This is a genomic window from Ruegeria sp. SAZD013 (genome assembly GCF_059612525.1).
In genome coordinates, this window is record NZ_JBXWQT010000020.1 from 792,997 (window position 1) to 816,036 (window position 23,040).

Consider the following 23,040-nt stretch of genomic DNA (forward strand, 5'->3'; position numbering starts at 1 on the left):
AGGCCGCTTATCCGACAACCAGACGCGCCATCGCACCGGGGCCGTAAATGGCCGACACCTGCGCAATCCCGACCTCATATGACCCGGTCAGACCATCTGCCGCCTTCATCGCCGCCGAATAGGACCAGCCCTGAAGGGATGTCATCTCTTCACGAACAAGGGTTCCCCCCGCAAAGGCACGCACGAGATAGGATTCGCTTTCCTCGCCCAGTGGAACCTCCAGCCCTGACCAGTCATCCCCATCCAACCGGGTGCGCCGCACCCAGGTCAGGTGATCGCCGGTTGCGTCGGATCGCACCCGGAGGTGAACCGGGGAAAACGGGCGCAAACCATTGCCATCGAATGAGGCGATCAGGTGCTGGTAAGCCGGATCGTCGTAACCACGGGTCGCCGGGCCGATGCGATAGTGTTTGGCCAGCCCCCGCTCGTTGCGCAACAGGTTGATCTGCTGCACCTGATCGTTCAGCAACACGAAAAGGGACCCGTCCGGCCAGACATCCGGCATCAGGGCATCCGACCCCAACTGGCCCCTCAACCGCCCGGACAACGCGTAAACGCCGGGGGAGTCAAGCGTGGCATCCGAGAACTGGAAAACCTCCCAGTTGCCGGGTGTTCCGTCGCCGATGGCCGCCAGATTGACACCGTTCAGAACCGCGCCACGCGGACGCGATTCCAGCTGACCGGCCAACAGCCGCACCTTCACCGCTGGGCCTTCGTCCCAGACGCCGATGCTGGCGCGCCTCAGCGGTGTTTCGGTCACGCCCACAATGGCCTGACCGGTGATCACATCACTCAGGCTGTACCCCTCATCGGTTGAGGAGGAATAAACCGTCGCGGCCCCCGACCAGGGATCAGCGGTCACCGCAAGATAAGGTGCATGCGGGATCTCTGCCCCGGTGATCATCGGCAGGTCCAGAAACACCGGCAACACTGGAACGGGCGCGGCATAGGGTCTGACAACCGCCGGGTCGTCGTGCAGGTGCGATGCCTTATACACACCCTGTTCAACCCGGACCGCTTCGACCAGTTGCAGATCGGCCGATTCCAGACGGTCAATCCGGTAAAGGGGGCTGTTTTCGGTTTCTGACAACCGCACCAAATCACCTGCGCCCAGATGCAGCAGCGATGGCGGCAAGGCAAACCGCACCGTATCGCGGGAAACACGGGCCTCGCTCAACCAGCGCTCAGCCGTTTGCCGGCCTTCGGTGCGTGTCATGGACAACGGCATCTCATTGACCGAGACCGAATGCGTGCTGTCCTCGGGCAGAACCGCCTCTTCCGCAACCAGATCGTGATCCGCATCCGACTGGACAAAACGCAGGCGCACGCGGCCCGTCATCTCGGCCTCGGCTTCTCGCCGGTGCTCAACCGTGCCATCCAGATCACCGCTGATCGCCAGATGATCGGGATTCAGGGCAATCGCGCCATAGCCATCGCGCATCTGAAAGCGCAAGATGCCGTTCCGTTCGATCGCGTCGAACCCATAGCGCAGCATCAGCGGCTGCAAAGCCGACCGCGCATTTGTCACATCTTCGATGACATATCCCCGAACCACGCCATAAAGCCCGGAAACATCGATATCCGTCACCCCTGCCGCGTGGCATATCTCAGTCACGACCGAGGCCAGCGTCCGCGAGCCGGACCGGCCGTTCAGCCAATGCCCCCGGTCATAGTTCGCCCCATCATCCCATTGGCTTCGCAGATTGGGAAAGGTCGGAAACGGGCGGGTATCCCACGCCCAGACATAGGCATTCGCCAAATCCAGCATTGGCCCGCCGTAGACTTGCGACACCGGGTTGACGTCCGGGTCGCTCCAATATCCAAGGGTCGCTGCAAGGTACTGGACCTGAATAAAATCGTCGCGCAGACCGTTTGAATATGCAGGCAGCAGCGACTCAGACGATTTCGGGTCCAGAAACTTGTTCGGCTGGTTCGTGCCCTTGTCGATTGCCGCACATCCCAACTCGGTAAACCAGATCGGCTTTGATCCGGGCACCCAGTCGGTCGGATTGGGTTGACGAACGCCACCGATCCGCTCGTGGTGCAGATTTGACCACCAGCCGCGCAGGTCCTTGTACCGCCAGACCCATGGCTCATCATGCTCCTGATCTTCGATGGGCGTTCTGATCTGTGCCTCGGCCTCTTCCGGCGAGGCATAATACCAGTCATACCCCTCGCCCCCCTCGATATTGCCGCGCAGATACCCAAGGTCGTAGACCGACGGCGCACCTTCCTCGGCGTCTACGTGACTTTCGCCATCACGCCAGTCAGACAACGGCATGTAATTGTCGATGCCAATGAAATCGATGTTGTCATCCGCCCATAACGGGTCGAGGTGAAAATACCTGTCTCCGCTTCCGTCGGGCTGGTATCCGAAATACTCGCTCCAATCCGCCGCATAGCCGATCTTGGTGTCCGGGCCCAGAATCTGGCGCACCTCTGCCGCCAGCGCACGCAGTTGCGCAACAGCGGGAAAGCCCGAGGCTCCGCGGATCTGGGTCAGGCCACGCATCTCGGACGAGATACAGAAGGACGACACTCCACCAGCCGCCTTGCACAACATGGCATAGTGCAGAATGAACCGGCGCAGGCCCCATTCCTGCGGACCAGAATATTTGACGATTTTCGTGGCCGGAACCGGACCATTGCCAAGCAAGCCGCCAAACGTGCCACCACCGTTTACCCATTGCAGATCGCCAGGCCCGCGATCATCCGGCCGCCCGCCAAGCACCGGGCCCGAGCCACTGCCGCCGCCGCCACCGCCCGAGTCCACCGGGTCGTCAAAGCCTTCGTTGATCGTAAAATCCGCAGCACTTGCTGTCCCAAAGAACGCGGCCACCTGCGCGTCCGCCGCTGCGGTCTGATCAGCAGACCCCGCGCGCCCCGGTGCCACATCCAGCGTGATCCGTCCCCGCCAAGGCAGATGGGGCTGGCTTGCGGCCTCCGACCAGGGATCAGGCAGCCCGTTTCCCTGCAATTGCTCCATCAGGATGAACGGGTAGAACATGACCCGCTTACCCGACTGGTTGAGGTGACGGATCGCTTCGACCACCGCCGGGTCTGCGGGTGTTCCGCCATAGACCGGGCGACCGTCCTGCCGCGCGACCTGGCCCGCCGTGCTGCGGACCTGATCCGACACGATCCAGGGCATGTTGCGGCTGTCCGTGTCGCTCTGTTCGACCTTGGGCCGGATCGTGCATGTGCCGCATCTCAGATCGTCACCGAACCACGAAACCACCAACGAGGCCGCATCGCAATTTGGCAGCTCGGTCTCCAGCGCACGGGTCGAGCTCACAAGATCCGATACACCGGACGCAGAATGCGCATTGGCCGCCCAGCTTGTCCCGGATTGCGTATAATTCACCTGCGAACGGGCCAGCGCATACTCGCCCGTGCCCGGTATCATCGCCACCCCGCGCACGATTTGCGGCAAGGAGCTTGGGTAATCAGGCGTGTCGCGCTGCGCGGGGCGCACCACCTCGAACGAGAACTGCGGCACCCGGTTGCCAAAACTCGCAAGCTGGAAATCCTCGATCACCACATAGGCTGTACCGCGATAAGCTGGTACCGTGCCCGCCCCTTCGATTGCTTCGATCAGGGGATCGGGCAACTGATCCTGCGTGCCGTGATAGATGCGCATGTTCAGCCCGGATCGGTCCTGTTCTTCCCCGTCTGCCCAGATGCGCCCGACATCGGCAATCTCGCCCGCACCAACGGCAATGGCCAGCGAAATCGAATAGCTGTAGCTGACGGTGGTCACTTCGGGGGCCTTGGGTTTGCCTTTACCCCCGCCTCCGCCGCCCTGCGTTTCCCGGGTCTCGGTCTCAAGAAAGTCCGACGCCCAGATGACCTGACCGCCAACGCGCATACGCCCAAAGACAGTGGTCACCGGCGCGCCCTCGCCGGTTTCCGTCAGCCTGAACCGGTCCATGCGGCCTGTTTCGACGACTTCGCTGCCACTGCCCATAACGGACTGGCTGAAGAACCTCTGATCGATGACCCGCCCGACCGTTGCGCCAATGGCCCGGCCTATGATCGCGGTGGACAGGCCCGCAACGGTGCCACCGATTGACCCGCCCAGCGCCGCCCCGGCTGCGGAAAGAAGAATAGTAGCCATCAGAGCACCTCCAACGGGAATTCGAAACAGGAAACAACCCTGCGACGCCATGGCCCGCTCAGCGCGTTCTCGACGACGCCATGACCGGAATAGGCGTGAATGAACCTCGGCTCAGAGCCTGCGACGCTGACGATGCCAAGATGTTTGGCCACGCTGCCATCGCGCATCCGGAACAGCAGCACATCTGCGACCGCGAAATCGGCGGCCGGTTTTTCGACCAGATGCCGCCGCGCCGCCGCCCACATGCGTTCCTCGCCCTGCGGTTCGGACCAGTCCAGACTGTAGACCGGAACCGCCTCGGGCTCCTGCCCGATCACCGCGCGCCAGACGCCGCGCAACAGGCCCAGACAATCCGTGCCCGCCCCCTTGGTCGAGGCCTGATGCACATAAGGCGTCCCCAGCCAGCTGCGCGCTTCTGCGACAATATCCTGCCTGTGTATCGTCACCTCAGGCTCCCTCCGCTGTTGGCTTTGCTCTGTTTGGGAACGGCCATCACCCAGTCTTCGCCCGGAAGATCAGGAAAGCCCTGAAAGTTCAGCAGGTTGTTAAACTTCAGGCGGCAGGTCTCCATGCGTTTGTCGCACCCCGCCCGCAGCCTGACCATGTCACCCGGCACCAGGCTTTCCCCGAAACCGGACCAGAGCGTAATCTGCCGCCCTTCCGCCACCTGCCGGTCATGCTTGATTGATGACCAAAGCCCCTTCGCCGCTCCCGACACAACGTCGACCCTGCCGCGCTCGAACCAGCCGTCTTCGATGGTTGCCCCGCCCGCAACAAGCAGAACGGTTCCGCCATCGAAACCGGTGACGGCGCCCTCGATCCAATAGCCGGGCGTATCCATGTCGAACCGACAGGTCCGGTCCCCCAAAACGGCAGTACAAGGCTTCTGATACACGCGCCCCAACGGGCGGTTCAGCAAATCGGTCAGGCCACGCAGCTCCGCGTGGAATGCACCGCCTGCGCGCCGCAATTCCCCGATCGAGCCCCGGAACTGAAGGATACGCTGATCCGGGTCGGCCCAGTTGACCAGCCACGCGCGCACTTCGGCCCCGTCGAACCGCCCCGCCTCGATATCCTCTTCGCGAATGGCCGCATCCGACAGCGCGCCCATGGCTTCGGTGTTGTCAATGGACAGGCCGGTGGCCTGTTCGATGGCCGCCGCCGTCAATCCGGTGCTGGCCCTGAACGTCAATCCGTCAAAGCCAAGTTCCAGATCATGATCGGTGAACCCGTATTCCTGACCATCCCGGCGTCTGATCGCCCAACACCGGCACACAGTGGTCATTCCGCTTTGCAGATGCGCGTGCAGGCCCTGTTCATCCACAGCCATCAGACACGCACCTCGACCACGGGAACGTTCGGCGCCTCTCCGGCCTGAAAACTGGCGACGCTGGTATGGATCTTGTCGGTGTCAAACCGTACTGGTACATCGAATTCGAACCCGGCGGTGATATCCACCTCTTCCGGTGGCGGGTCGGCAAAGGTGATCCGGCCGGTTGCCAGATCGACCTCGAATTCCACACCCTCCCGGATCTCATCCTGATCCAGCCCCAGACGCACCGTCCCCAGCACCGGCTTGACGATGGGGCGGGCATAGCTGACCCCGCCCGAGCTATAGGTCTTGATCAGCTGAAACTCAGTCCGCACACCGTCGCCGCGTGCGATAACCTGATCTCCGACATCGACATCCAGCGTGGCCTTGCCGGATTTGAAATCCGACCAGTCCTTCCAGCGAAACCCATACATCTGGCCCTGCCGCGCCTCGAAGAACGAAATCAGCGTCTCGATATCGTCCAGCGAGCGCATCCCCAGCCCCGCATCATACCTGCGCCGGGAATGGGCCCAGGGCGTGTTGCGTTCTTCGAACCCGTTGGCCAGCGTCACGATATCCGTGCGTCGCTCGGGCCCCCCGACCGAGCCAAAGCTCAGGCTGGCGGGAAATCTCACCTCGTGGAAAGTCATCACCTGCTCCTTGATTTACCTGTTGCGATTGCCGCGCCCCAACGCACGGCTCATCTGTGCTGCAATCTGCCCCTGCGAGCGGCGGAACCCCTGCACATCCGGGGTCGTGATGTTCATCACCACATTCACCGAACGCCCGCCGCCCTGCGTGCGCACGCCCAGCTTGCCGTCCGCGCCGCGCGCCAGCGGCATGATCGCCTCGGGGCCGGCCTCGCCCATCAGCCCGGTGCCGCCCCGCATTGGAAACATCGTCGGGCTGCTGACCACGCCGCCATTGGCAAAGGGCATCACCCGGCCCTGGCTGAAACTGCCGCCATCGGCAAAGGGCAGAAGACCCTGCACCAACCCGCCGACCGAGTTTGCGAGCAACCCACCGAAATGATCCGTCACCGGCTTGATCGCGGCGGCATAAGCCGTTTGGATCAGCGAGTTCTTCAGCACATCCAGCGCGCCCGACAGGCTCATCCCCTCCAGAACCACACCATCGAACGCCTTGCGCAAACCGCTGGACATGCCCCGCTCCAACGTGGCGACATCCTTGCCGGTTTCCTCGAACGCGGCGCTGATCCGCTTCATCTGGCTGTCAAACGCCGCGGCCATCGTCGCAGCATCACCCAGGGCATCGCCCAGCGCCGCGCCCCGTTCCTGCAAGTCGTCAAACCCGTCACGATCCGTCATCACGCTCTCCTTGTTGTTTGTCCGGGAAGGCGGCCAGCAGCGCGTCAAGGCCTGCCCGGTTCATCGCGGGCATCCCGGCACCCTGCCCCAGCATCAGCCGCAGTTCTGCCGGGGTCAGACGCCAGAACTGGTCCGGCGTCAGCCGCAGCCCCAGAAACCCGGCCCGCATCAGGGCGGGCCAGTCGAACCCGCTCATGTCGTTTCCGGCACCATGAAGGCGCGGGCCAGCAGCTCGGCCGCCGCTTTGGCCGCAGCCATGGGGCCGCCCGCGATTTCGGCATGAAACAGATCGGCGCGGCTGGTATCCCGGCCCCCGCCCCGCAACCCGGCAACGATCAGCGCCAGCACGTCACTGCTGGAATACGCGCCACCCTCGAACCGCTGCACCAGCTCGACCAGGGATCCGGTGTTCAGCTCCTGCTCCAGTTCCGCCAAAGCGCCCAGCGTCAGCTTGAGCGCCCGCCGCTCTCCATCGATGGTCAGTGCCACCTCGCCCGTCCACGGATTGGCCATGCGATTACAGCGCCGTAAAGCTCAGCGCACCGGCGCTTGCCATGCTCATCTCATAGGTCGCCTCACCGTTGTGTGAGCCCGCATACTCGATGCCCGTCACCTGAAACGCCCCCTCGACAATGCCGAAATCGGGGATGATCACCTGAAACGCCGGGGTCTCGCCGTCAAAAAACAGCTGCCGCGCACGTTCGTCCGTACCTGCATCCTTGAACACGCCCGAACCCGAGATCGAGGCCGATTTGACCCCCGCCCCCGACAACAGCTCGCGCCACCCCCCCTGACTTTCCAGACTGGTGACGTCCACGCTTTCGGCGTTGAAACTGATCCGCGTGGCCCGCAGGCCCGCAATGGTCTGGAACAGGCCCGTGCCGTTCATATCCACTTTGACCAAAAGGTCTTTTCCGTTCTGGGCAGCCATGTGCTCTCTCCGTTGATTGCTTAGTCGTCTTCCACGCGGGCGCGGAATCTCAGGTCGATCTGGCGGATGCTGCCGCCTGTCCCGGTTCGCCGGGCCGAGGCGCGCTCGAACCACAGCCCGACCAGATGCCCGCGGCTCAGAACCAGCGGCGCATTGTCCAGCGCGTCACACACCGCCCCGGCCAGCGTCTTTGCCGCGCCAAACCCGGCGGCTTCGGACACCACCGAAACCGTAAAGCGGTGGATCGCACCCGCGCTCGACCGGTCCGAGGCGTCGCGGACCTCTTCCGGGCCCAATGTCACATAGGTCTGCGGAACCGTTCCCGTGGGCACCGCGTCATAGATCGCGCCGCCGGACTGGCCGCTGACATCCGCATCCGCGGTCAGGTGCTGAAACACCGCCGCCTGCAGGGCGGCTGATACGCCATAGCTCATGCCGCCACCTCTTCATCCGCGAAACAGATCAGGTACTGGCCGCGCGCGTCACGCTCTGCCACGGCGCGGATGACGAAACGGCGATTGCCCTCGCGAAACCGCTGATCCGGCGCCGGGCGCATGGTCGACCCTTCGGGGGCGCCCCGCACCACGATGCGATACCCCACGCGCGAGACGGAAACGCCAGCGATCTGCCGTTCCGCACCACTGCGCGCCGTGACCTCGGCCCACAGCGTTCCCAGCGCGGCCCAAGCCTCGGTATATCCCCCGGACCCGTCAGCGCTGCGCATCGGGGCCTCAAGCACCAGCTTGCGGTTCAGACGCGGCGTGTTCATTGCACCAACCCCGCACCAAAGCGCACCATCCGATAGCGCTGGATCAGGCTGGTGACACCAAACGGCATGCACCCCGCGCCCAGCGCGGTCTCGTCCCGGTATTCGTAATAATGCGCCGCCAGTAACAGTACCGCCTGGCCCAGATCGGCAGGCAAACCGGCCCAGCCCGTGGCCATCCCGGCCGTGAAGGCGATCTTCACCGCGCCCCCCGTTGCAATCGCAGGCAGGACCGACCCGACCGGACGCAACCGCGGGCGCTGGCCATCGCGTTCCAGCCGATACACCGCCGCATCCGCAACGGTTTCAGAACCTGCCGCATCGGTCAGCGTCACGGCCAGCACCGATGTCACCGGAGCAACCGGCAAAACCTCGCCCGACGGATCGCGCCAACCGCTCAGGCTCCATGAAAAGTCGCGCTCGATCAGAACCTTGCCGGTGCGCGCCTCAATCGCGGCCATGGCCGCCCACAGGAACCCCTTCAGCACCTCGTTCTGAACGTCATCTTCGGCAAAGCCCCTGCCCAGCCGCAGATGCGCCTTGAACTGATCCACCGGCAGCGCCGCATCCGCGATGGCGGTTTCTTCGATCAACATCATCCATTCACTCCGCAATCTCGGACCCCACCGGGGGCCTCAGTCAGGAAAATGACGGGCACGCGCCGCCCCACGTTGCTCGGACGGAGGGGAGCAGCTAGACAACGCGGGGGATCTCACCCCGGCCCGTGCCCGCCGCCCGAGGGGCTGATGGCCCCCCGGATTCGCCACCGCCTAGGCGATGCCGAATTTCACCAGCTTGATGGCTGCAAAGTCGCTCACATCACCGCCCACGCGCTTGGTCGCGTAGAACAGGACATGCGGCTTGGCGCTGAACGGATCGCGCAGCACGCGCAGATCGGGGCGTTCAGCGATGGTGTAACCGGATTTAAAGTCGCCAAACGCAATCGAGAAGCTGTCCGAGGCCGCATCCGGCATGTCCTCGGCAATCAGTACCGGATAGCCCATCAGGCGCGCGGGCTCACCAGCGGCCAGACCGTCCGACCACAGGAAGCGGCCATCGCTGTCCTTCAGCTTGCGGATCACACCCGCCGTTTTCGAGTTCATGACGAATGTGCCATTGACCCGGTATTGCGCGCCCAGCGCATAAACCACATCGACAATCGCATCCGCGTCGATACCGCCATCGATGCCGGTGGCAACATACCCCAGGCTGCCCCAGGACCAGGTGTCGTCGGATACCGCGCGGTGGATCATCAGACCTTTGGGTTTGTCCACACCGTCACCCGCGATAAAGGCCGCCGCCTCGGCACGGGCGAACTTGTCGGCAATCCGACCGGCCAGCCAGCCCTCGACATCGAACGCGCTGTCATCCAGCAAACGTTGCGAGGCTTTGGGCAGCGCGCTCAACTCGTGCAGTGGGATCGAGATGCGGTCGATCGACGGGGTTCCGGTTTCGGAAGTGGACGAATTCTCATCGGCCCAGCCGGCACCGACATCGGTATGGTCGATCAGCACATCGAACGAATTCGCCTCGACATTCACCACCGACGCAATCGAGCGGATCGACGCGGTTGCGTTCAGAACCGACTTGATCGTCTCGGCGGTCTGCGGATCGACCAGATACCCGCCATCGCTGTTGACGGCGGTGGACAGCGATTTGCTCTCCATCTCCAGCCCGCGCAGCCCGTCATCCTCGCCCGAGCGTACATAGGCGTCGAACGCCTTCTGGTGCGGTGCACCGTCCAGGGTCGAGGCCGCAAGATGCGGGCGCGCCGCGATGGTTGATTTACGATCCAGCATGGTCAGTCGCTCTTCTGTCTGTTGCAGTTTTGTTTTAACTTCAGCCTTCAGGCCCTTGAATTCATTCACGAAGCCAGCCATCGCCTGCTTCACCTCCTGAACCAGGGGCGCACCCTCTCCGGTCAAGGCCGGGATCTCGGTCTTGCTCATCAGCATGTCCTGTTTTTGGGTGGGTTTGAGGCGCGCTAGGTCCGCGCCAGCTCCTGCCGGGCGTCGTTGAACACCTCGGCAATACTGCGCCAGGTATTCTCGGCATCGGGGTCGCTCCCCTTTGCCGCCACCCGCGCACTGGGCAGCATCGGGACGGTCACCAGCGACACCTCCCAAAGCTCCAGTTCCGTCAGGACCCGCTGGCCCTTGTCATTCTTCACGGCCCGTTTGGTGCGATAGCCGATCGACAGGCCATCCATCGCACCCGCGCGGATCAGCCCGGCCGCTTCGCGGCCTTTCTGGGTGCTTTCCAGCAGACGTCCCTTGACCCACAGGCCCTTGTCGTCCTCGCGTACCTCGTCCCAGACGCCTATGGGTTGCGCCGGGTCGTGCTGCCACAGCATCTTGACCCGCTGACCCGCCTTGGCGAGCCCCTCTAGCGAGGCGCGATAGGCCCCGCGCTGCACCATGTCACTGCCATGATCGACTTGCCCGAACAGGCTGGCATAGCCTTCGATCATCGCATCCTCGGTCACCGACAGGATGTCACCGAACCCTGCGAACTTATGCTCCAAATCCATGAACTTCTCCATGTAACCCACTGAACTTATGGCGTTACCACCAGGAATGACTGAAACGCCTGCGCCAGGATCACTGCGGCCACACCATAGACCGTCAGCCACAGCCGTTTCTCCAGCCGCTCCATCATCTCTTCGATCTGATCCAGCCGCCTGCACAGATGCGCGTGCTGGATCTCGGCCACCCGCTCATGCGTGGCCAGACGTAGCCCCGGCGCGCATTCGAACGGCGGATACCCCTCAGCCATCGGCACGCTCCGGCAGCCCCAGCAACCTGCGTTTTTCCACATCGCTCAGGAATTCCGCCCGATTGACCCGCGCCCATTGCGCATCCCGCTCTGCGGACAGGGCCGTTACTTGATCCAGATCGGGCTTCAGCATCAGATCCTCGCCGGTAAAGCCCGTCAGCCACTCCGACACCGCTGCCGCCACCCGCGTCACCAGAGGCAGCACGGTCAGGCGGTAAAACGCCCGGTTGGCCTCCTGATAGTTCGAATAGGTCGCGTCGCCCTGTATCCCCAGCAGCATCGGCGGGACCCCAAAGGCCAGCGCGATCTCGCGGGCGGCGGCTTCCTTGGTCTTCTGAAACTCCATATCCGAGGGGGAAAAGCCCATCGGCTTCCAATCCAGCCCCCCCTCCAGAACCATCGGACGGCCGGCATTGCGCGCCCCGCGATAGTTCTGCTCGATCTCGTCGGACAGGCGGCGGAACTGCTCCTCGGCCATCATTCCGTGACCATCACCGCCCTTCCACACCAGCGCCCCCGAGGGCCGCGCGGCATTGTCCAGCAGCGATTTCGACCACCGCGAGGCGCTGTTGTGCACATCAATCGCCGTCGCCGCTGCCTGCATCGGCGAGAACCCGTAATGATCATCTTGCGGGTGGAACGTCTTGATATGGCAGATGGCCTCGGTCGCGAACCGGTGCGTCTTGCCACCGACGCTGTAATCATAGGCCTTGGGCCACCCATCCGCCCCCGGCACCACGCTCATCCGGTCCGAGCGCAAAACATGCAGCTCAACTGGCAGCCCGTCCTCGGCCTGCACCGCCTCGACATAGGCATTGCCCGACAGCAGCAACTGCCCGAACAGGGCCTCCAGCATCTCTGCCCGCCCCTGCGCCGCATTCGGGCGCCGCAACAGGGCCAGGATCGGATGCACATCGAAGCGCTGCCCCTGACCCTGCAAAATCAAGGGCAGAGCCGCCGCCGATTCAGCAATCAGCTTGACCGACCGAAACCCCACCGGGTTGCCCGAAAACCCCGTCCGCGTCAGAGATACCGTGTCCCGCGGGCTCCACGCCACGCGCCCGCCGGTCTGCCACGCCACCACAGGCCCCGTCGCGCTCGCCTTCGCCTCGGGCGCTGCCTCAGCCGATCCACGACGCAAGAAATCGAATACCATCTGTGCTCCTTTCTGACGCCGCTCTGCCCGGCTTGTTGAAAGGAGTTATGACGGAAAGACGTTTAAGCCTTGGGAATGGGGCGTACGGGGGGTGGGCAACGGCTTAGCTCTTTAACCGATTGCACCGGAACCGCCGCTTAATAACAGTATTTGCGATGAACGATGTTGCAGCTACACGGGCTGCCGTTAAATCAACTCTGAAAGACACTGACTGGCTTGATCAAAGTTGCCAAATAGTCCCGAGTTGCGCCATCCCAATCGTCTGGATTTTCATCGTGCGCAATCTGCGCGTGAAGTTCGATGAGCTTCCAAACTTCTTCCTTGGATTCCGCCACCATGCTCGCTGGACAAGCTTCCATTCCCTCACAATCTCTACAGGCATACGAATAAGCGTCTGACATCTATCCTCTCCCCCAAGTCCAAACTGAAGTATAACCGATGTAAGCAGATTCACCGAATCCGATTGCGAGAAAAGCTGTTGTCTCAGCGGTGAGATTACCTTTTGCCTCCCCCAAAAGAAGAAATTTGTATGATCGTTTGAACAACCTCTCACAAACTCCGCACCCTCGGCCTTCGAAACACCCCCGCAGGCCCCACAACTAACTCATGCAACGCCCAGACCAGCGCATCCACCCGGTCGGGCGAACCTTGCCCTTCGAACCCGCGCGCAGTCATCTGGCACATCTGTTCTTCCAACGCGTCCAGCCCCGCCACATGGGCCACCCGCCCCTGTTCGTACAGCGCCGCCACAGGTTCCGCCCGCGCGACCTTGCCGCGCGACGCCCGCACGGCGCGGTAAGGGACCAGAGGGTCCACCTGTCGCACGACCTCTTCCACCAGTTGCCCGCCCTGATTGACCTCGGCCACCAGCCGTTCGGCCCCGAACTCATCCATCGCGTCAATCGCCGCCTGCGCCCAGCCTGCCGGGCCAACGCCCTGCACCGTCCGGTCGGCCAGCACATAGGCGCGCCACGCCTCAGGCGGCCCCTGTACCTGCGCCCCAACCACCACGATCCCGCAGGCATCCGCGCCTGACCCGGATGTCACCGCCGGGTCCAGCGCCACCACGATGCGATCCAATTCGGGCACCTGCGTACAGCGCGCCGCCTCCAGCATCGAACCCGTCCACAGCGCTCCTTCCGCGTCTGACAGCAGCACCCCGTCCAGCTCCTGCCGCCCCAGCCGCGTACCCGCATAGCGCGCGCGCACTTCTTCCAGAAACGACGCCGCCAGATTGGCCCGGTTCGCTTCGGTCGGCGCATGGGTCTGCACGGTGGATGGCGACGCCAGCAACTCCTTCAAAACCTTCACATTGCGCGGCGTTGTGGTCACGCAAACCCGAGGCCGCTCGCCCAAGCGCAGCGCAAATTGCAGCATGTCCCAGGTCTCACCCGCCTTCTTCCACTTGGCCAGCTCATCCACCCAGGCCGCATCAAATTGCGGCCCGCGCAACCCTTCGGGATCATGTGCTGAAAACGCCTGTGCCTCGGCCCCGTTGGGCCAGATCAGCTTGCGTTCTGATCCATTCCACGTGGGCCGATCCGGGGGCGAGCATTGCAATATCCCGCTGTCGCCAAAGATCATGACATCGCGCACCTGATCGAATGTTTCACCCACCAGCGCCACGCGGCACGCCTCGCCCTTGTCCAGCGGCTTCGGCCCCTCGACCATCGATCTGACCCATTCGGCCCCTGCCCGCGTTTTGCCCGCCCCGCGCCCGCCCATGATCACCCAGGACCGCCAGTCGCCCTCGGGCGGCAATTGATGCGGCAGCGCCCAAAACTCAAACAGGAAAGGGAGGGCACACAGCCCCCCCTCCCCGATCTCACTCAGAAATCTCTCCCGCACCGCAGCATCGGCGGAGGCGAGCCAGCCTGCACCCGATCTCAAATCGGGCCCGCTCAAGGTCGAGCGCATAGCCCCCTTGGGCAATTCCGGCTTGTCTGTAATGTTGTTCGACAAAGCTTGTCTCCACTTTCTGGCAACTTCGGATCAGCCCCTCCAGCTGACCGAGTTGCTTGGCTGAACCAGCAAGATCTGCATCCTCCCCGGCACCGATCTGTTTGCGCAGGTCTTCTGCCGCTTGCCGCAGATCGCGAATGGACCTTTCCAGGGACTGCAACAGTTCAGCCGTCTGGGAAATCCGCTCTTCCGGGGTAATCAAAGTCATGTTTGCCTGTGACCTCATGCGTGAGTGTTCTCCGCACGAGAGAAACGAAAAAACGGCCACCGGGTCGCCCCGAGGCCGTTCGCCCACTTCTTCTAGCACAACACAACCAATACGGGATAAAGCGCGTAAAGTCAAGGATTTACGCAACAGGCGCGCAACAGGGATCGTACGGTGCGGGTTAACGGACAGTGAATTTCCGGCCATGGTAACCCTCGGCCAAAACGCCGCCCCGCCCTTTAGCCTTCCAAGCCCTGACCGCCTCACCGACCAGAGGGATTAACACAGGGTTACCCCCGTGCCGCTTTCAGCGTGTACAAATTGCACACTCCCCACCTTGACGCGTGTACAAACCTGACATTTTCCGAAATCGCGCTCAAAATCGCCCGCATCACCCGATTTCGGCGCGTCAAGGTCCTGCGCGCAACCTGCCCGCGGCCAAACCAGTCCTTGACATTCCCTCCCGAAACCCTCATGTGCCCTTAATCACGGCGCCACCGCGTGAGCATCGTCGGGCTTCAGGCCCCACAGCGCCAGCACATTACTCCCGGTTCCCCTTCACGCAGGGTTCTTTACGCGATGGCCGGATGGCGCTGGATTCGCTCGCGCATCCCGAGGTCTCGCACAACCCTGCCGGTCACATGAACGTGGCCAGTCACCACCTGCTCGTGGGGTTTAACCTGCGGGCCGTAAAGGATAATTTTTTGTTCGACTTCGATATGCTCGGCCTCGCGCCGACACTGAACGACGCGTTGAAACGCGCCAATTTCACTCAACCCACCCCGATTCAGAACCAGGCCATTCCGCTGGCCCTGAACGGGCATGACATCCTCGGGCTGGCCCAAACCGGCACCGGCAAGACACTGGCCTTTGGCCTGCCCCTGATCGACCACCTGCTGGCGCAGCCCGGCAAGCCCGATCCCAAAACAGCCAAATCACTGATCCTCGCCCCCACCCGCGAGCTCGTGAACCAGATCGCCGACAGTTTGCGCACCCTCACCAAAGGAACAAAGCTGCGGGTCGCTACAGTTGTTGGTGGCCAGTCGATCAACAAACAAGTGATGTTCCTCGCACGCGGCACCGATATTCTGGTCGCCACCCCGGGCCGCCTGATTGACCTGATGGAACGGGGCGCTGTTGACCTTGGTTCGGTGCGCCATCTGGTATTGGACGAAGCAGATCAGATGCTTGACCTGGGCTTCATTCACGCTCTGCGTCGCATCGCGCCTGCACTGGGCACGCCCCGCCAGACCATGCTGTTCTCGGCCACAATGCCGAAACAGATGGAGGAGCTCAGCCGTGCCTATCTGAACAATCCGCAGCGGGTGCAGGTTTCGCCCCCGGGCAAGGCCGCTGACAAGATCACCCAGTCCCTTCACTTTGTTTCGAAACCCGGAAAACCGTCTAAGTTGCGCGAAATCCTGTCGCAGGACGCGGATGCGCTGACACTGGTCTTCACCCGCACAAAACACGGCGCTGAACGGCTGATGAAAGGGCTGGTGGACGACGGCTTTAACGCGGCGTCCATTCACGGGAACAAAAGCCAGGGCCAGCGTGACCGGGCCATCAATGCCTTCCGCGCTGGTGAGGTGAACATACTGGTGGCCACCGACGTTGCCGCGCGTGGCATCGACATCCCCGGCGTCGCCTATGTCATCAACTTCGACCTACCCGACGTGCCCGACAATTACGTCCACCGTATCGGGCGCACCGCCCGTGCCGGGCGCGAAGGGGAAGCGATCGCGTTCTGTGCACCGGAAGAAGTCGACCTGTTGCGTCAGATCCAGAAGCTGATGAAAATTGAAATCCCTGTCACAAGCGGCACCATGCCGGAAGGGGTCGAGGTTCAGCAACCTGCACGTCGTCAAAACAACCGCCGTCGCGGGTTCAAGCCCAAGCCGGCCAACGGCGATGGGAAACCTTCCAGCTCCAGACGGCGCCGTCCCAACAAAAGACGCTCAGCCGCCTAAGAACTGAAGAGCCTGCCAAAGAAAACGCCGACGCCAGTTTTTATACCGGCGTCGGCGTATTTTGTTAACAAAACCAGCAATCCGCCCGGCTTAATTCCCCGAGCTCTGCTGTTCTTCAATTTCGCGCCATTTGGCAACGTTGCGATTGTGCTCCTGCAGGGTTTCTGCAAACGCATGCCCGCCCGAGCCGTCAGCGACGAAGAACACATAGTTGGTGTCATCCGGCGCAACCGCTGCTTCCAGGCTCGCCAGACCTGGATTTGCAATCGGCGTCGGAGGCAGCCCGTCGATCTGATAGGTGTTCCACGGTGTTGGACGGTTCAATTCGCTGCGCCGCAACCCGCGACCCAATGTGCCCTGCCCCTTTGTCACGCCATAGATGACGGTCGGATCGGTTTGCAACCGCATCCCTTGTTTCAGGCGGTTCACGAACACACTGGCGACCTGGCCGCGTTCCTCCGGAACACCGGTTTCCTTTTCGATGATAGACGCAAGGATCAGCATCTCTTCAGGAGTGTCCAGCGGCAACCCGCCTTGACGGCTTTCCCAAACCGCGTTGATCCGCAGTTGTTGCTTGTCCTGCATGGCTTGCAAAATCGCATTGCGATCCTGTCCGGCCACAACATCGTAACTGTCCGGGGCCAACATGCCCTCAGCCGGAATCTCGGTCACATCACCCGACAGCGCTTCGAATGATTTCAGAGCTTCAACCACCTGCCACGAGGTCACACCTTCGGCAAGCGACACGCGATAGCGCGTATCAGACTCGTTGCGTTTCTCGGTATAGGCCTCAGGCGTTTGTTCCTCTGCCGCATCAAATGAAGCAATCTCGACAAAATCCAGTGTTGCCGGATCCAGTTCACGCACGCGGGTTTGGGTGCGTGTCACACCGATACGGTATTCGATTTCCGACCCGCAAGTGCTGGCGCCGCTGCTGGTGATTTCTTCGATGATCTGCGCCATCGACGCACCTTCGCGCACCAGAAAGCTGCCCGCTTTCAACCGCTGCGCCTGATCGGTATAGTCAGCGGCCATTCGAAACAGAATTGAACTTCGAATGGCACCCTGATCTTCCAGATCGCGACTGACACGTGTCATGTTCGAACCGCTTTTGACCTGAAGGCAAATCGCGGTCTCAAGCGGGCCTTCGGCCTTGTACTGCGACTGTCCCCACAGGATCAGACCGCCCACCAGAAACAGGCCCACCACCAGGATGGTCAGCGCATTCGAAGCGATGGCCCGCCACATTTAATTGACCTTTCCGAAGATCACGCTGGCATTGGTTCCACCAAACCCGAACGAGTTCGACAGCGCCACATTGATTTCACGCTCGCGCTTGGCGTTGGGGGCAAGATCAATCGGAGTTTCAACAGCCGGGTTATCCAGGTTGATTGTTGGCGGTGCGACCTGATCGCGGATTGCCAGGATTGAGAATATTGCCTCAATCGCACCCGCAGCACCCAGCAAGTGACCGGTTGCCGACTTGGTCGAACTCATCGTCGCATTCCCGGCATGCTCGCCCAACAGGCGCTCGACAGCACCCAGTTCGATCGTGTCCGCCATGGTCGAGGTGCCATGCGCGTTGATGTAATCCAGGTCCTTCGGCTCCAGCCCGGCGCTGCGCAACGCCGCTCTCATAGAACGTTCGGCCCCATCACCATCCTCGGACGGCGCAGTGATGTGATAGGCGTCGCCCGACATACCATAGCCCAGAACCTCGGCGTAGATCTTAGCCCCACGCGCCTTGGCGTGTTCGTAATCTTCCAGAACCACAATGCCGGCGCCCTCGCCCATCACGAAACCGTCACGGTCCACGTCATAGGGTCGGCTGGCAGCCTTTGGATTATCTGCGTATTTGGTCGACAGCGCCTTACATGCGTTGAACCCGGCAATACCGATCTCGCAGATGCAGCCCTCGCCACCACCTGCCACCATGACATCTGCGTCACCCGCCCGGATGATGCGGCTGGCGTCGCCGATTGCGTGCGCACCGGTTGAACATGCGGTCACGACCGAGTGGTTCGGGCCTTTGAACCCATGGCGAATTGATACCTGACCCGAGGCCAGGTTGATCAGTGCGCCTGGAATAAAGAACGGAGATACCCGACGCGGACCCTTGTCGCGGATCAGGTTCGCGGTATTGGCAATCGATCCCAGACCACCAATGCCCGAGCCGATCAGAACACCAGTACGCAGGCGCGATTCTTCGTCTTCCGGCAGCCAGCCTGCATCCTTACAGGCCATTTCGGCGGCCGCGATGGAATACAGGATAAAGTCTTCGATCTTGCGCTGCTCCTTCAGCGGCATCCAGTCATCGGGATTGAAGGTCCCGTTGGTTCCGTCGCCGCGCGGCACCTCGCAGGCGTAGGTCGTTGCGACCCCGCTTGCCTCTGCATCGAAATGCGTGATTGGGCCTGCACCGGACTCTCCGTCCAGCAGCCGCGACCAGGTTTCCTCGACCCCGCTGGCCAAAGGAGTGACCAATCCAAGACCGGTTACAACGACTCTGCGCATGAAGTGCCTCTTGCCTGCTTCCTCTTATGAGAACCGCTCATACCCCGGCCCGGGGTGCGGGGGCAAGAGCAACGGTTCTTTCCGTCCCGGCGTCCTGTCGCCGAATGCCCAAGGAAACCAGAAATTCGGCGCTTGTCAAAACCGCCCTTTCGCGCGTCCAGCCGAAAGGGCGGAGTTGCTTACTGAAACTGCGCGACCGGCTCGTGGGCCGATTTGGCAGTTTCAAGCGCTTTGGCCAAGTCCAGTGTCTTGCGGAACAACGCACGCCCGACAATCGCGCCCGAGATGTTGGGGATGTATGCCAGCCGTGAGATATCGTCTGCTGTGCGCACGACACCGCTGGCAATCACCGGAGTACGCGAATGGTTTGCCAATCGCGAGATCAGACCAAGCTTTGCCTCGACATCTTCGATGTCGCTGTCGATATCGGTTACCACGATGGCGGCAAAGGGCGTATCGCCGAATGCGTCGATAAAGGCTTCTGGCGTGAACGCACTTTGGCTGCGCCAGCCGTCAGTCATAACAAGGCCTTGCCAGACATCCACTGACAGCACGATCTGGTCAGGGTGCAGCTTGGCCAGATCCTTGACCAGGTTTGGTTCACGCGCAGCAAGCGTGCCAACCACGATGCGGCCCGCGCCCTTGTCGATCCAGCGCTCAATCTGCTCGCGCGAGCGCATGCCACCCGCCAACTGCACCGGAATCTCGGCCTTGCGAAGGATATCCTCGACCAGCTGCGCGTTGGTATCCTTACCCTCGATCGCGTCGAAATCCGTCAGGTGCATCCATTCGGCACCCGCCTCTGCCCAGCTCCGTGCGGTTTCTACCGGATTCACGTGCCAGATCATCGCTTCTTCCAGACGACCCTTGTCCAGCGAGACACACCGGCCGTTCTGCAGTTCCATCGTGGGGTAAATCCTCATGAGCTTGGTCCTCCGCTCAATCGCTCTGAAAATCCCCGGCAGCATACATCCAGAACGCCCGCCCGAAATCACCGGGATCGGCACAGCTTGGCCATTTTGCGGCATACTGTTTAAGTGGCGAATCTATGCGCGAGCTGGCGGTCCGTTGCGTCGTAACAAATGCACCGGGGTTTCATTATACACCCCTTCCCGCATCAGAACATAGCCTAGCTTCTTGGCGAGTTTCTGCGAAGACATGTTCGTCGCGTTTATCATCGCGACCAACGGTCCGGGAATCACCCGATCAAACCAGTCATGCGCAGCCTTGGCTGCCTCGTATCCCAATCCCTGCCCCTGTGCTTCGGGGACCAGCACCCACCCCGCCTCGGGGAAGCCGTCGAAATCGTCGCCCATGCATCGGTTGCTATAGAAGAATCCGGCCTGCCCGATCAGCTTGCGATTCGATTGTTGCATCACGCCCCACTGGCCAAAACCGGCCATCTGCCAATGCCCGGCATTACGCAGGAACGAATCCCACGCTTCGCCACGCGACCGGGGAGAGCCGCCGATATGCCGGACGACACAAGGGTCACGCCAAATTTCCGCAAACCGGTCAAAGTCTTCCGGGCGCATGGCGCACAGCGTCAAACGCGCGGTATTTATCATCGGAGTGGATCTTATCATGCCCTGTCCACTTTGAGTTTTGCCTCAGTGGAAACAGTGCGCAGGCCACAATAGCCACGCAAGTCCGAAATTCGGGCAGGCATAAAAAAACGGCGCCCCCGTTGCCCGGAAGCGCCGATTTTGATCAGAAAGAAACGCTTAGGACGCTTCGCTGATGAACTTGACGGCGTCGCCAAAGGTCTGGATGGTCTCGGCTGCGTCATCGGGGATCTCGATGCCGAACTCTTCTTCGAAGGCCATGACCAGCTCAACTGTGTCCAGGCTATCTGCGCCCAGATCGTCGATGAAGGACGCGTTTTCCACGACTTTATCTTCTTCAACACCCAGGTGCTCAACAACGATCTTCTTAACGCGATCTGCGACGTCGCTCATGTCAATTCCTCATTCCTTTACAGGGCGGTCCGCCCGATTCTGCCCTTGCCCGCACGGGTTGGCTTTGGTTTGCCCGTTTTGGGCGGTTTCGGTCCCGGCGAACCGGGAAATAGAAGGCCGACCTGAACGACCGGCCCCGCATAGATGCGCCGCCTATAGCATAGTCGACGCAAGAGGCAAACGCTTTCGCACTCGCCCCTGTCGCGCTCACAACATGGCCATACCACCGTTCACATGCAAGGTGCTTCCGGTAACATAGCCCGCTTCGGGGCTGGAAAGATACAGAACGGCAGCTGCAATTTCCTCGGGATCGCCCATGCGACCGGCCGGAACCTTGAGCAACAGACCCTTTTTCTGTTCCTCGGTCAGTTTCTCGGTCATTGCAGTTGTGATAAATCCAGGTGCCACGGAATTCACAGTAATTCCGCGTGTCGCAACTTCGTGGGCCAAAGCCTTGGAAAACCCGATCATACCGGCCTTGGACGCGGCATAGTTCGCCTGCCCCGGATTGCCGATTGCGGCCACCACGGACGAGATATTGACGATACGGCCCCAGCGCGCCTTCATCATGCCCCGGATCACCCCTTTGCACAGTTTCATGGTCGAGGTCATGTTCACGTCAATGACGCTTTGCCATTCTTCGTCGGACATGCGCATGAACAGGTTGTCGCGCGTGATTCCGGCGTTGTTTACAAGAATGTCCACCGATCCCATCGCCTCGGCCGCTTGCTTAGGCAACGCTTCAACGGCTTCCGGGTCACTTAAGTTGCAGGGCAGAACATGCGCGCGTTCGCCCAGTTCGTCGGCCAGAGCCTGAAGCGGTTCAACGCGTGTACCGGACAAACCAACCGTTGCACCTGCGCCATGCAACGCACGTGCGATGTCACCTCCGATACCGCCCGAAGCACCGGTGATCAGCGCATTCTTACCTGTTAAATCAAACATTCGGTTTCCCTCTTGCTGCGTCGCTTACAACGCGGATTGAGCTTACGATTCGACCTGAATGGTCTTCTGAACGTCTTCCGGTGTGCCCACGGCCTTGCCCGCGATTTCGCGATCGATCTTGCGGATCATACCGGACAGCGCCTTGCCAGCGCCGATTTCCCATGTTTCAGTCACGCCTCGAGCCGCCATATATTGCACGCTTTCCCGCCAGCGAACCGAACCGGTCACCTGCTCGACCAGCAATTGACGGATCAGATCCGGATCGCTGACAGCCTCGGCGCGAACATTGGCCACCAAAGGTATGGCTGGTGCCTTAATTTCGACGGCAGCAAGCGCTTCTGCCATTACATCTGCAGCAGGTTTCATCAGCGAACAGTGAAATGGAGCACTTACCGGCAACATAACGGCACGTTTTGCACCTTTTTCCTTGGCTATCTCGGCTGCGCGCTCGACAGCCGCTTTTGAACCCGACACGACGACCTGCGTGGGATCGTTGTCATTTGCGGCCTGACAGACCTCGCCCTGTGCGGCTTCTTCCGCCACGGCGCGTACGGCCTCCAGATCCAGCCCCAGAATGGCGGCCATGGCCCCCTCGCCCACGGGTACCGCGCTTTGCATAGCCTGACCACGGGTGCGCAGCAAACGCGCTGTATCTGCAACAGACAAGGCCCCCGCCGCGGCCAGAGCCGAGTATTCACCCAGTGAATGCCCCGCCACAAAAGCCGCCATGCTGACGGATACGCCCTCGGCTTCCAAAGCACGCATGGCTGCCATCGATGTCGCCATCAACGCGGGTTGAGCATTCTGGGTCAGTGTCAGGTCAGCAATATCACCGTCCCAAATCAGACTGCTCAACTTCTCGCCCAACGCGTCGTCCACCTCATCGAAAATGGCCTGAGCCGCCGGATAGGCCTCTGCCAGAGCTTTGCCCATACCTATGGTCTGGGCGCCTTGTCCCGGAAAAACGAACGCGAGTGTCATTGCAACCTCATGGATGGTTTCAGGTTGCGGCGGGGTGTAAACTGACTGATCGTCTGGCACAAGCATTGCCTGCTTTCTGCATTGTGGCACCTTTTGTGTGCACCCGCGCTCACTTGTGTC

At 61.6% G+C, this 23,040-nt stretch carries 26 protein-coding genes; 1 reads left to right on the plus strand and 25 read right to left on the minus strand.

All coding sequences use genetic code 11. The features are described from left to right. Positions 1-7 precede the first annotated feature (7 nt). From AC2FLU_RS10145 to AC2FLU_RS10230, 18 genes are all read right to left on the minus strand, one after another. On the minus strand, positions 8-4,117 hold the full coding sequence (locus AC2FLU_RS10145; RefSeq protein ID WP_496808709.1) for a baseplate multidomain protein megatron: 4,110 nt from the start codon (positions 4,115-4,117) through the stop codon (positions 8-10). Beyond that, positions 4,117-4,563: a C40 family peptidase gene (locus AC2FLU_RS10150; RefSeq protein ID WP_480485302.1), complete on the minus strand. Its 447-nt coding sequence runs from the start codon at positions 4,561-4,563 to the stop codon at positions 4,117-4,119. The genes AC2FLU_RS10145 and AC2FLU_RS10150 overlap by 1 nt, the downstream gene beginning before the upstream one ends. After that, positions 4,560-5,447 carry a phage/gene transfer agent baseplate hub protein gene (locus AC2FLU_RS10155; protein ID WP_267364986.1) on the minus strand — a complete coding sequence of 296 codons (888 nt, stop codon included), beginning with the start codon at positions 5,445-5,447 and terminating at the stop codon, positions 4,560-4,562. Before AC2FLU_RS10155 ends, AC2FLU_RS10150 begins: the two co-directional genes overlap by 4 nt. Beyond that, positions 5,447-6,079, minus strand: a complete 633-nt coding sequence (locus AC2FLU_RS10160) for a phage distal tail protein, Rcc01695 family (RefSeq protein WP_267364987.1) — start codon at positions 6,077-6,079, stop codon at positions 5,447-5,449. Before AC2FLU_RS10160 ends, AC2FLU_RS10155 begins: the two co-directional genes overlap by 1 nt. 15 nt (positions 6,080-6,094) lie before the next feature. Beyond that, the gene (locus tag AC2FLU_RS10165) at positions 6,095-6,757 is read right to left on the minus strand and encodes an RcGTA-type gene transfer agent tail tape measure protein (protein WP_496808708.1); all 663 of its coding nucleotides are present in this window, start codon (positions 6,755-6,757) and stop codon (positions 6,095-6,097) included. Next, complete coding sequence (locus tag AC2FLU_RS10170; RefSeq protein WP_480480411.1) at positions 6,744-6,953, minus strand: rcc01693 family protein; 210 nt, start codon at positions 6,951-6,953, stop codon at positions 6,744-6,746. The genes AC2FLU_RS10165 and AC2FLU_RS10170 overlap by 14 nt, the downstream gene beginning before the upstream one ends. Continuing rightward, complete coding sequence (locus tag AC2FLU_RS10175; RefSeq protein WP_496811963.1) at positions 6,950-7,270, minus strand: gene transfer agent family protein; 321 nt, start codon at positions 7,268-7,270, stop codon at positions 6,950-6,952. The genes AC2FLU_RS10170 and AC2FLU_RS10175 overlap by 4 nt, the downstream gene beginning before the upstream one ends. Before the next feature lie 4 nt (positions 7,271-7,274). Continuing rightward, positions 7,275-7,688, minus strand: coding sequence for a phage major tail protein, TP901-1 family (locus tag AC2FLU_RS10180; RefSeq protein WP_267364994.1), 414 nt, complete (start codon positions 7,686-7,688; stop codon positions 7,275-7,277). 20 nt (positions 7,689-7,708) lie between these two features. After that, a complete protein-coding gene (locus AC2FLU_RS10185; RefSeq protein ID WP_480473373.1) occupies positions 7,709-8,122 on the minus strand; it encodes a DUF3168 domain-containing protein in 414 nt (137 codons plus the stop codon). Continuing rightward, positions 8,119-8,457 (minus strand): phage head closure protein, encoded by a 339-nt coding sequence (locus AC2FLU_RS10190; RefSeq protein ID WP_480473374.1) that lies wholly within the window; start codon positions 8,455-8,457, stop codon positions 8,119-8,121. The genes AC2FLU_RS10185 and AC2FLU_RS10190 overlap by 4 nt, the downstream gene beginning before the upstream one ends. Further along, entirely contained in the window at positions 8,454-9,053 is a 600-nt protein-coding gene (locus AC2FLU_RS10195) for a head-tail connector protein (RefSeq protein WP_496808705.1), read from the minus strand. Before AC2FLU_RS10195 ends, AC2FLU_RS10190 begins: the two co-directional genes overlap by 4 nt. Before the next feature lie 171 nt (positions 9,054-9,224). Continuing rightward, positions 9,225-10,403 carry a phage major capsid protein gene (locus tag AC2FLU_RS10200; protein ID WP_480492976.1) on the minus strand — a complete coding sequence of 393 codons (1,179 nt, stop codon included), beginning with the start codon at positions 10,401-10,403 and terminating at the stop codon, positions 9,225-9,227. A 35-nt stretch (positions 10,404-10,438) separates the two neighbouring features. Beyond that, the gene (locus tag AC2FLU_RS10205; protein ID WP_496811964.1) at positions 10,439-10,996 is read right to left on the minus strand and encodes an HK97 family phage prohead protease; all 558 of its coding nucleotides are present in this window, start codon (positions 10,994-10,996) and stop codon (positions 10,439-10,441) included. Positions 10,997-11,010: 14 nt separating this feature from the next. Further along, entirely contained in the window at positions 11,011-11,229 is a 219-nt protein-coding gene (locus AC2FLU_RS10210) for a GTA head formation protein, RCAP_rcc01685 family (RefSeq protein ID WP_496811965.1), read from the minus strand. Further along, complete coding sequence (locus tag AC2FLU_RS10215; protein ID WP_496808704.1) at positions 11,222-12,385, minus strand: phage portal protein; 1,164 nt, start codon at positions 12,383-12,385, stop codon at positions 11,222-11,224. Before AC2FLU_RS10215 ends, AC2FLU_RS10210 begins: the two co-directional genes overlap by 8 nt. A 191-nt stretch (positions 12,386-12,576) precedes the next feature. Further along, complete coding sequence (locus tag AC2FLU_RS10220) at positions 12,577-12,786, minus strand: DUF1059 domain-containing protein (protein ID WP_496808703.1); 210 nt, start codon at positions 12,784-12,786, stop codon at positions 12,577-12,579. A gap of 148 nt (positions 12,787-12,934) precedes the next feature. Continuing rightward, positions 12,935-14,302 carry a DNA-packaging protein gene (locus AC2FLU_RS10225; protein ID WP_496808702.1) on the minus strand — a complete coding sequence of 456 codons (1,368 nt, stop codon included), beginning with the start codon at positions 14,300-14,302 and terminating at the stop codon, positions 12,935-12,937. Then, entirely contained in the window at positions 14,211-14,555 is a 345-nt protein-coding gene (locus AC2FLU_RS10230) for a hypothetical protein (RefSeq protein WP_267366896.1), read from the minus strand. The genes AC2FLU_RS10225 and AC2FLU_RS10230 overlap by 92 nt, the downstream gene beginning before the upstream one ends. 701 nt (positions 14,556-15,256) lie before the next feature. Here AC2FLU_RS10230 and AC2FLU_RS10235 point away from each other — a divergent pair. Then, positions 15,257-16,522 (plus strand): DEAD/DEAH box helicase, encoded by a 1,266-nt coding sequence (locus AC2FLU_RS10235; RefSeq protein WP_480517770.1) that lies wholly within the window; start codon positions 15,257-15,259, stop codon positions 16,520-16,522. Positions 16,523-16,612: 90 nt separating this feature from the next. Here the strand turns inward: AC2FLU_RS10235 and mltG are convergent, their stop codons facing one another. The 7 genes from mltG to fabD form a co-directional block, all read right to left on the minus strand. Next, positions 16,613-17,770: an endolytic transglycosylase MltG gene (mltG, locus tag AC2FLU_RS10240; RefSeq protein WP_480473382.1), complete on the minus strand. Its 1,158-nt coding sequence runs from the start codon at positions 17,768-17,770 to the stop codon at positions 16,613-16,615. Then, positions 17,771-19,036, minus strand: a complete 1,266-nt coding sequence (fabF, locus tag AC2FLU_RS10245) for a beta-ketoacyl-ACP synthase II (RefSeq protein WP_480473383.1) — start codon at positions 19,034-19,036, stop codon at positions 17,771-17,773. Between the two features lie 179 nt (positions 19,037-19,215). Continuing rightward, on the minus strand, positions 19,216-19,959 hold the full coding sequence (locus AC2FLU_RS10250) for a 1-(5-phosphoribosyl)-5-[(5-phosphoribosylamino)methylideneamino]imidazole-4-carboxamide isomerase (protein ID WP_480473384.1): 744 nt from the start codon (positions 19,957-19,959) through the stop codon (positions 19,216-19,218). 123 nt (positions 19,960-20,082) lie between these two features. Beyond that, the gene (locus tag AC2FLU_RS10255; RefSeq protein WP_480473385.1) at positions 20,083-20,622 is read right to left on the minus strand and encodes a GNAT family N-acetyltransferase; all 540 of its coding nucleotides are present in this window, start codon (positions 20,620-20,622) and stop codon (positions 20,083-20,085) included. Positions 20,623-20,760: 138 nt separating this feature from the next. Further along, the gene (locus AC2FLU_RS10260) at positions 20,761-20,994 is read right to left on the minus strand and encodes an acyl carrier protein (protein WP_050602116.1); all 234 of its coding nucleotides are present in this window, start codon (positions 20,992-20,994) and stop codon (positions 20,761-20,763) included. Positions 20,995-21,201: 207 nt separating this feature from the next. Continuing rightward, positions 21,202-21,939, minus strand: a complete 738-nt coding sequence (fabG, locus tag AC2FLU_RS10265) for a 3-oxoacyl-[acyl-carrier-protein] reductase (protein ID WP_480473386.1) — start codon at positions 21,937-21,939, stop codon at positions 21,202-21,204. A gap of 42 nt (positions 21,940-21,981) precedes the next feature. Beyond that, positions 21,982-22,920, minus strand: a complete 939-nt coding sequence (fabD, locus tag AC2FLU_RS10270) for an ACP S-malonyltransferase (RefSeq protein ID WP_496811966.1) — start codon at positions 22,918-22,920, stop codon at positions 21,982-21,984. Positions 22,921-23,040: the final 120 nt, after the last annotated feature.

Bases quoted from the DNA above. Each gene is read 5' to 3' on its own strand.
- AC2FLU_RS10255 (WP_480473385.1), bottom strand. From the start codon at position 20,622: ATGATAAGATCCACTCCGATGATAAATACCGCGCGTTTGACGCTGTGC.
- AC2FLU_RS10190 (WP_480473374.1), bottom strand. From the start codon at position 8,457: ATGAACACGCCGCGTCTGAACCGCAAGCTGGTGCTTGAGGCCCCGATG.
- fabG (WP_480473386.1), bottom strand. From the start codon at position 21,939: ATGTTTGATTTAACAGGTAAGAATGCGCTGATCACCGGTGCTTCGGGC.
- AC2FLU_RS10165 (WP_496808708.1), bottom strand. From the start codon at position 6,757: ATGACGGATCGTGACGGGTTTGACGACTTGCAGGAACGGGGCGCGGCG.
- AC2FLU_RS10175 (WP_496811963.1), bottom strand. From the start codon at position 7,270: ATGGCCAATCCGTGGACGGGCGAGGTGGCACTGACCATCGATGGAGAG.
- AC2FLU_RS10200 (WP_480492976.1), bottom strand. From the start codon at position 10,403: ATGAGCAAGACCGAGATCCCGGCCTTGACCGGAGAGGGTGCGCCCCTG.
- AC2FLU_RS10170 (WP_480480411.1), bottom strand. From the start codon at position 6,953: ATGAGCGGGTTCGACTGGCCCGCCCTGATGCGGGCCGGGTTTCTGGGG.
- AC2FLU_RS10195 (WP_496808705.1), bottom strand. From the start codon at position 9,053: ATGATGTTGATCGAAGAAACCGCCATCGCGGATGCGGCGCTGCCGGTG.
- AC2FLU_RS10160 (WP_267364987.1), bottom strand. From the start codon at position 6,079: ATGACTTTCCACGAGGTGAGATTTCCCGCCAGCCTGAGCTTTGGCTCG.
- AC2FLU_RS10230 (WP_267366896.1), bottom strand. From the start codon at position 14,555: ATGACTTTGATTACCCCGGAAGAGCGGATTTCCCAGACGGCTGAACTG.
- fabD (WP_496811966.1), bottom strand. From the start codon at position 22,920: ATGACACTCGCGTTCGTTTTTCCGGGACAAGGCGCCCAGACCATAGGT.
- AC2FLU_RS10220 (WP_496808703.1), bottom strand. From the start codon at position 12,786: ATGTCAGACGCTTATTCGTATGCCTGTAGAGATTGTGAGGGAATGGAA.
- mltG (WP_480473382.1), bottom strand. From the start codon at position 17,770: ATGTGGCGGGCCATCGCTTCGAATGCGCTGACCATCCTGGTGGTGGGC.
- AC2FLU_RS10155 (WP_267364986.1), bottom strand. From the start codon at position 5,447: ATGGCTGTGGATGAACAGGGCCTGCACGCGCATCTGCAAAGCGGAATG.
- AC2FLU_RS10215 (WP_496808704.1), bottom strand. From the start codon at position 12,385: ATGGTATTCGATTTCTTGCGTCGTGGATCGGCTGAGGCAGCGCCCGAG.
- AC2FLU_RS10225 (WP_496808702.1), bottom strand. From the start codon at position 14,302: ATGCGCTCGACCTTGAGCGGGCCCGATTTGAGATCGGGTGCAGGCTGG.
- AC2FLU_RS10185 (WP_480473373.1), bottom strand. From the start codon at position 8,122: ATGAGCTATGGCGTATCAGCCGCCCTGCAGGCGGCGGTGTTTCAGCAC.
- AC2FLU_RS10260 (WP_050602116.1), bottom strand. From the start codon at position 20,994: ATGAGCGACGTCGCAGATCGCGTTAAGAAGATCGTTGTTGAGCACCTG.
- AC2FLU_RS10145 (WP_496808709.1), bottom strand. From the start codon at position 4,117: ATGGCTACTATTCTTCTTTCCGCAGCCGGGGCGGCGCTGGGCGGGTCA.
- AC2FLU_RS10210 (WP_496811965.1), bottom strand. From the start codon at position 11,229: ATGGCTGAGGGGTATCCGCCGTTCGAATGCGCGCCGGGGCTACGTCTG.
- AC2FLU_RS10180 (WP_267364994.1), bottom strand. From the start codon at position 7,688: ATGGCTGCCCAGAACGGAAAAGACCTTTTGGTCAAAGTGGATATGAAC.
- AC2FLU_RS10205 (WP_496811964.1), bottom strand. From the start codon at position 10,996: ATGGAGAAGTTCATGGATTTGGAGCATAAGTTCGCAGGGTTCGGTGAC.
- AC2FLU_RS10250 (WP_480473384.1), bottom strand. From the start codon at position 19,959: ATGAGGATTTACCCCACGATGGAACTGCAGAACGGCCGGTGTGTCTCG.
- fabF (WP_480473383.1), bottom strand. From the start codon at position 19,036: ATGCGCAGAGTCGTTGTAACCGGTCTTGGATTGGTCACTCCTTTGGCC.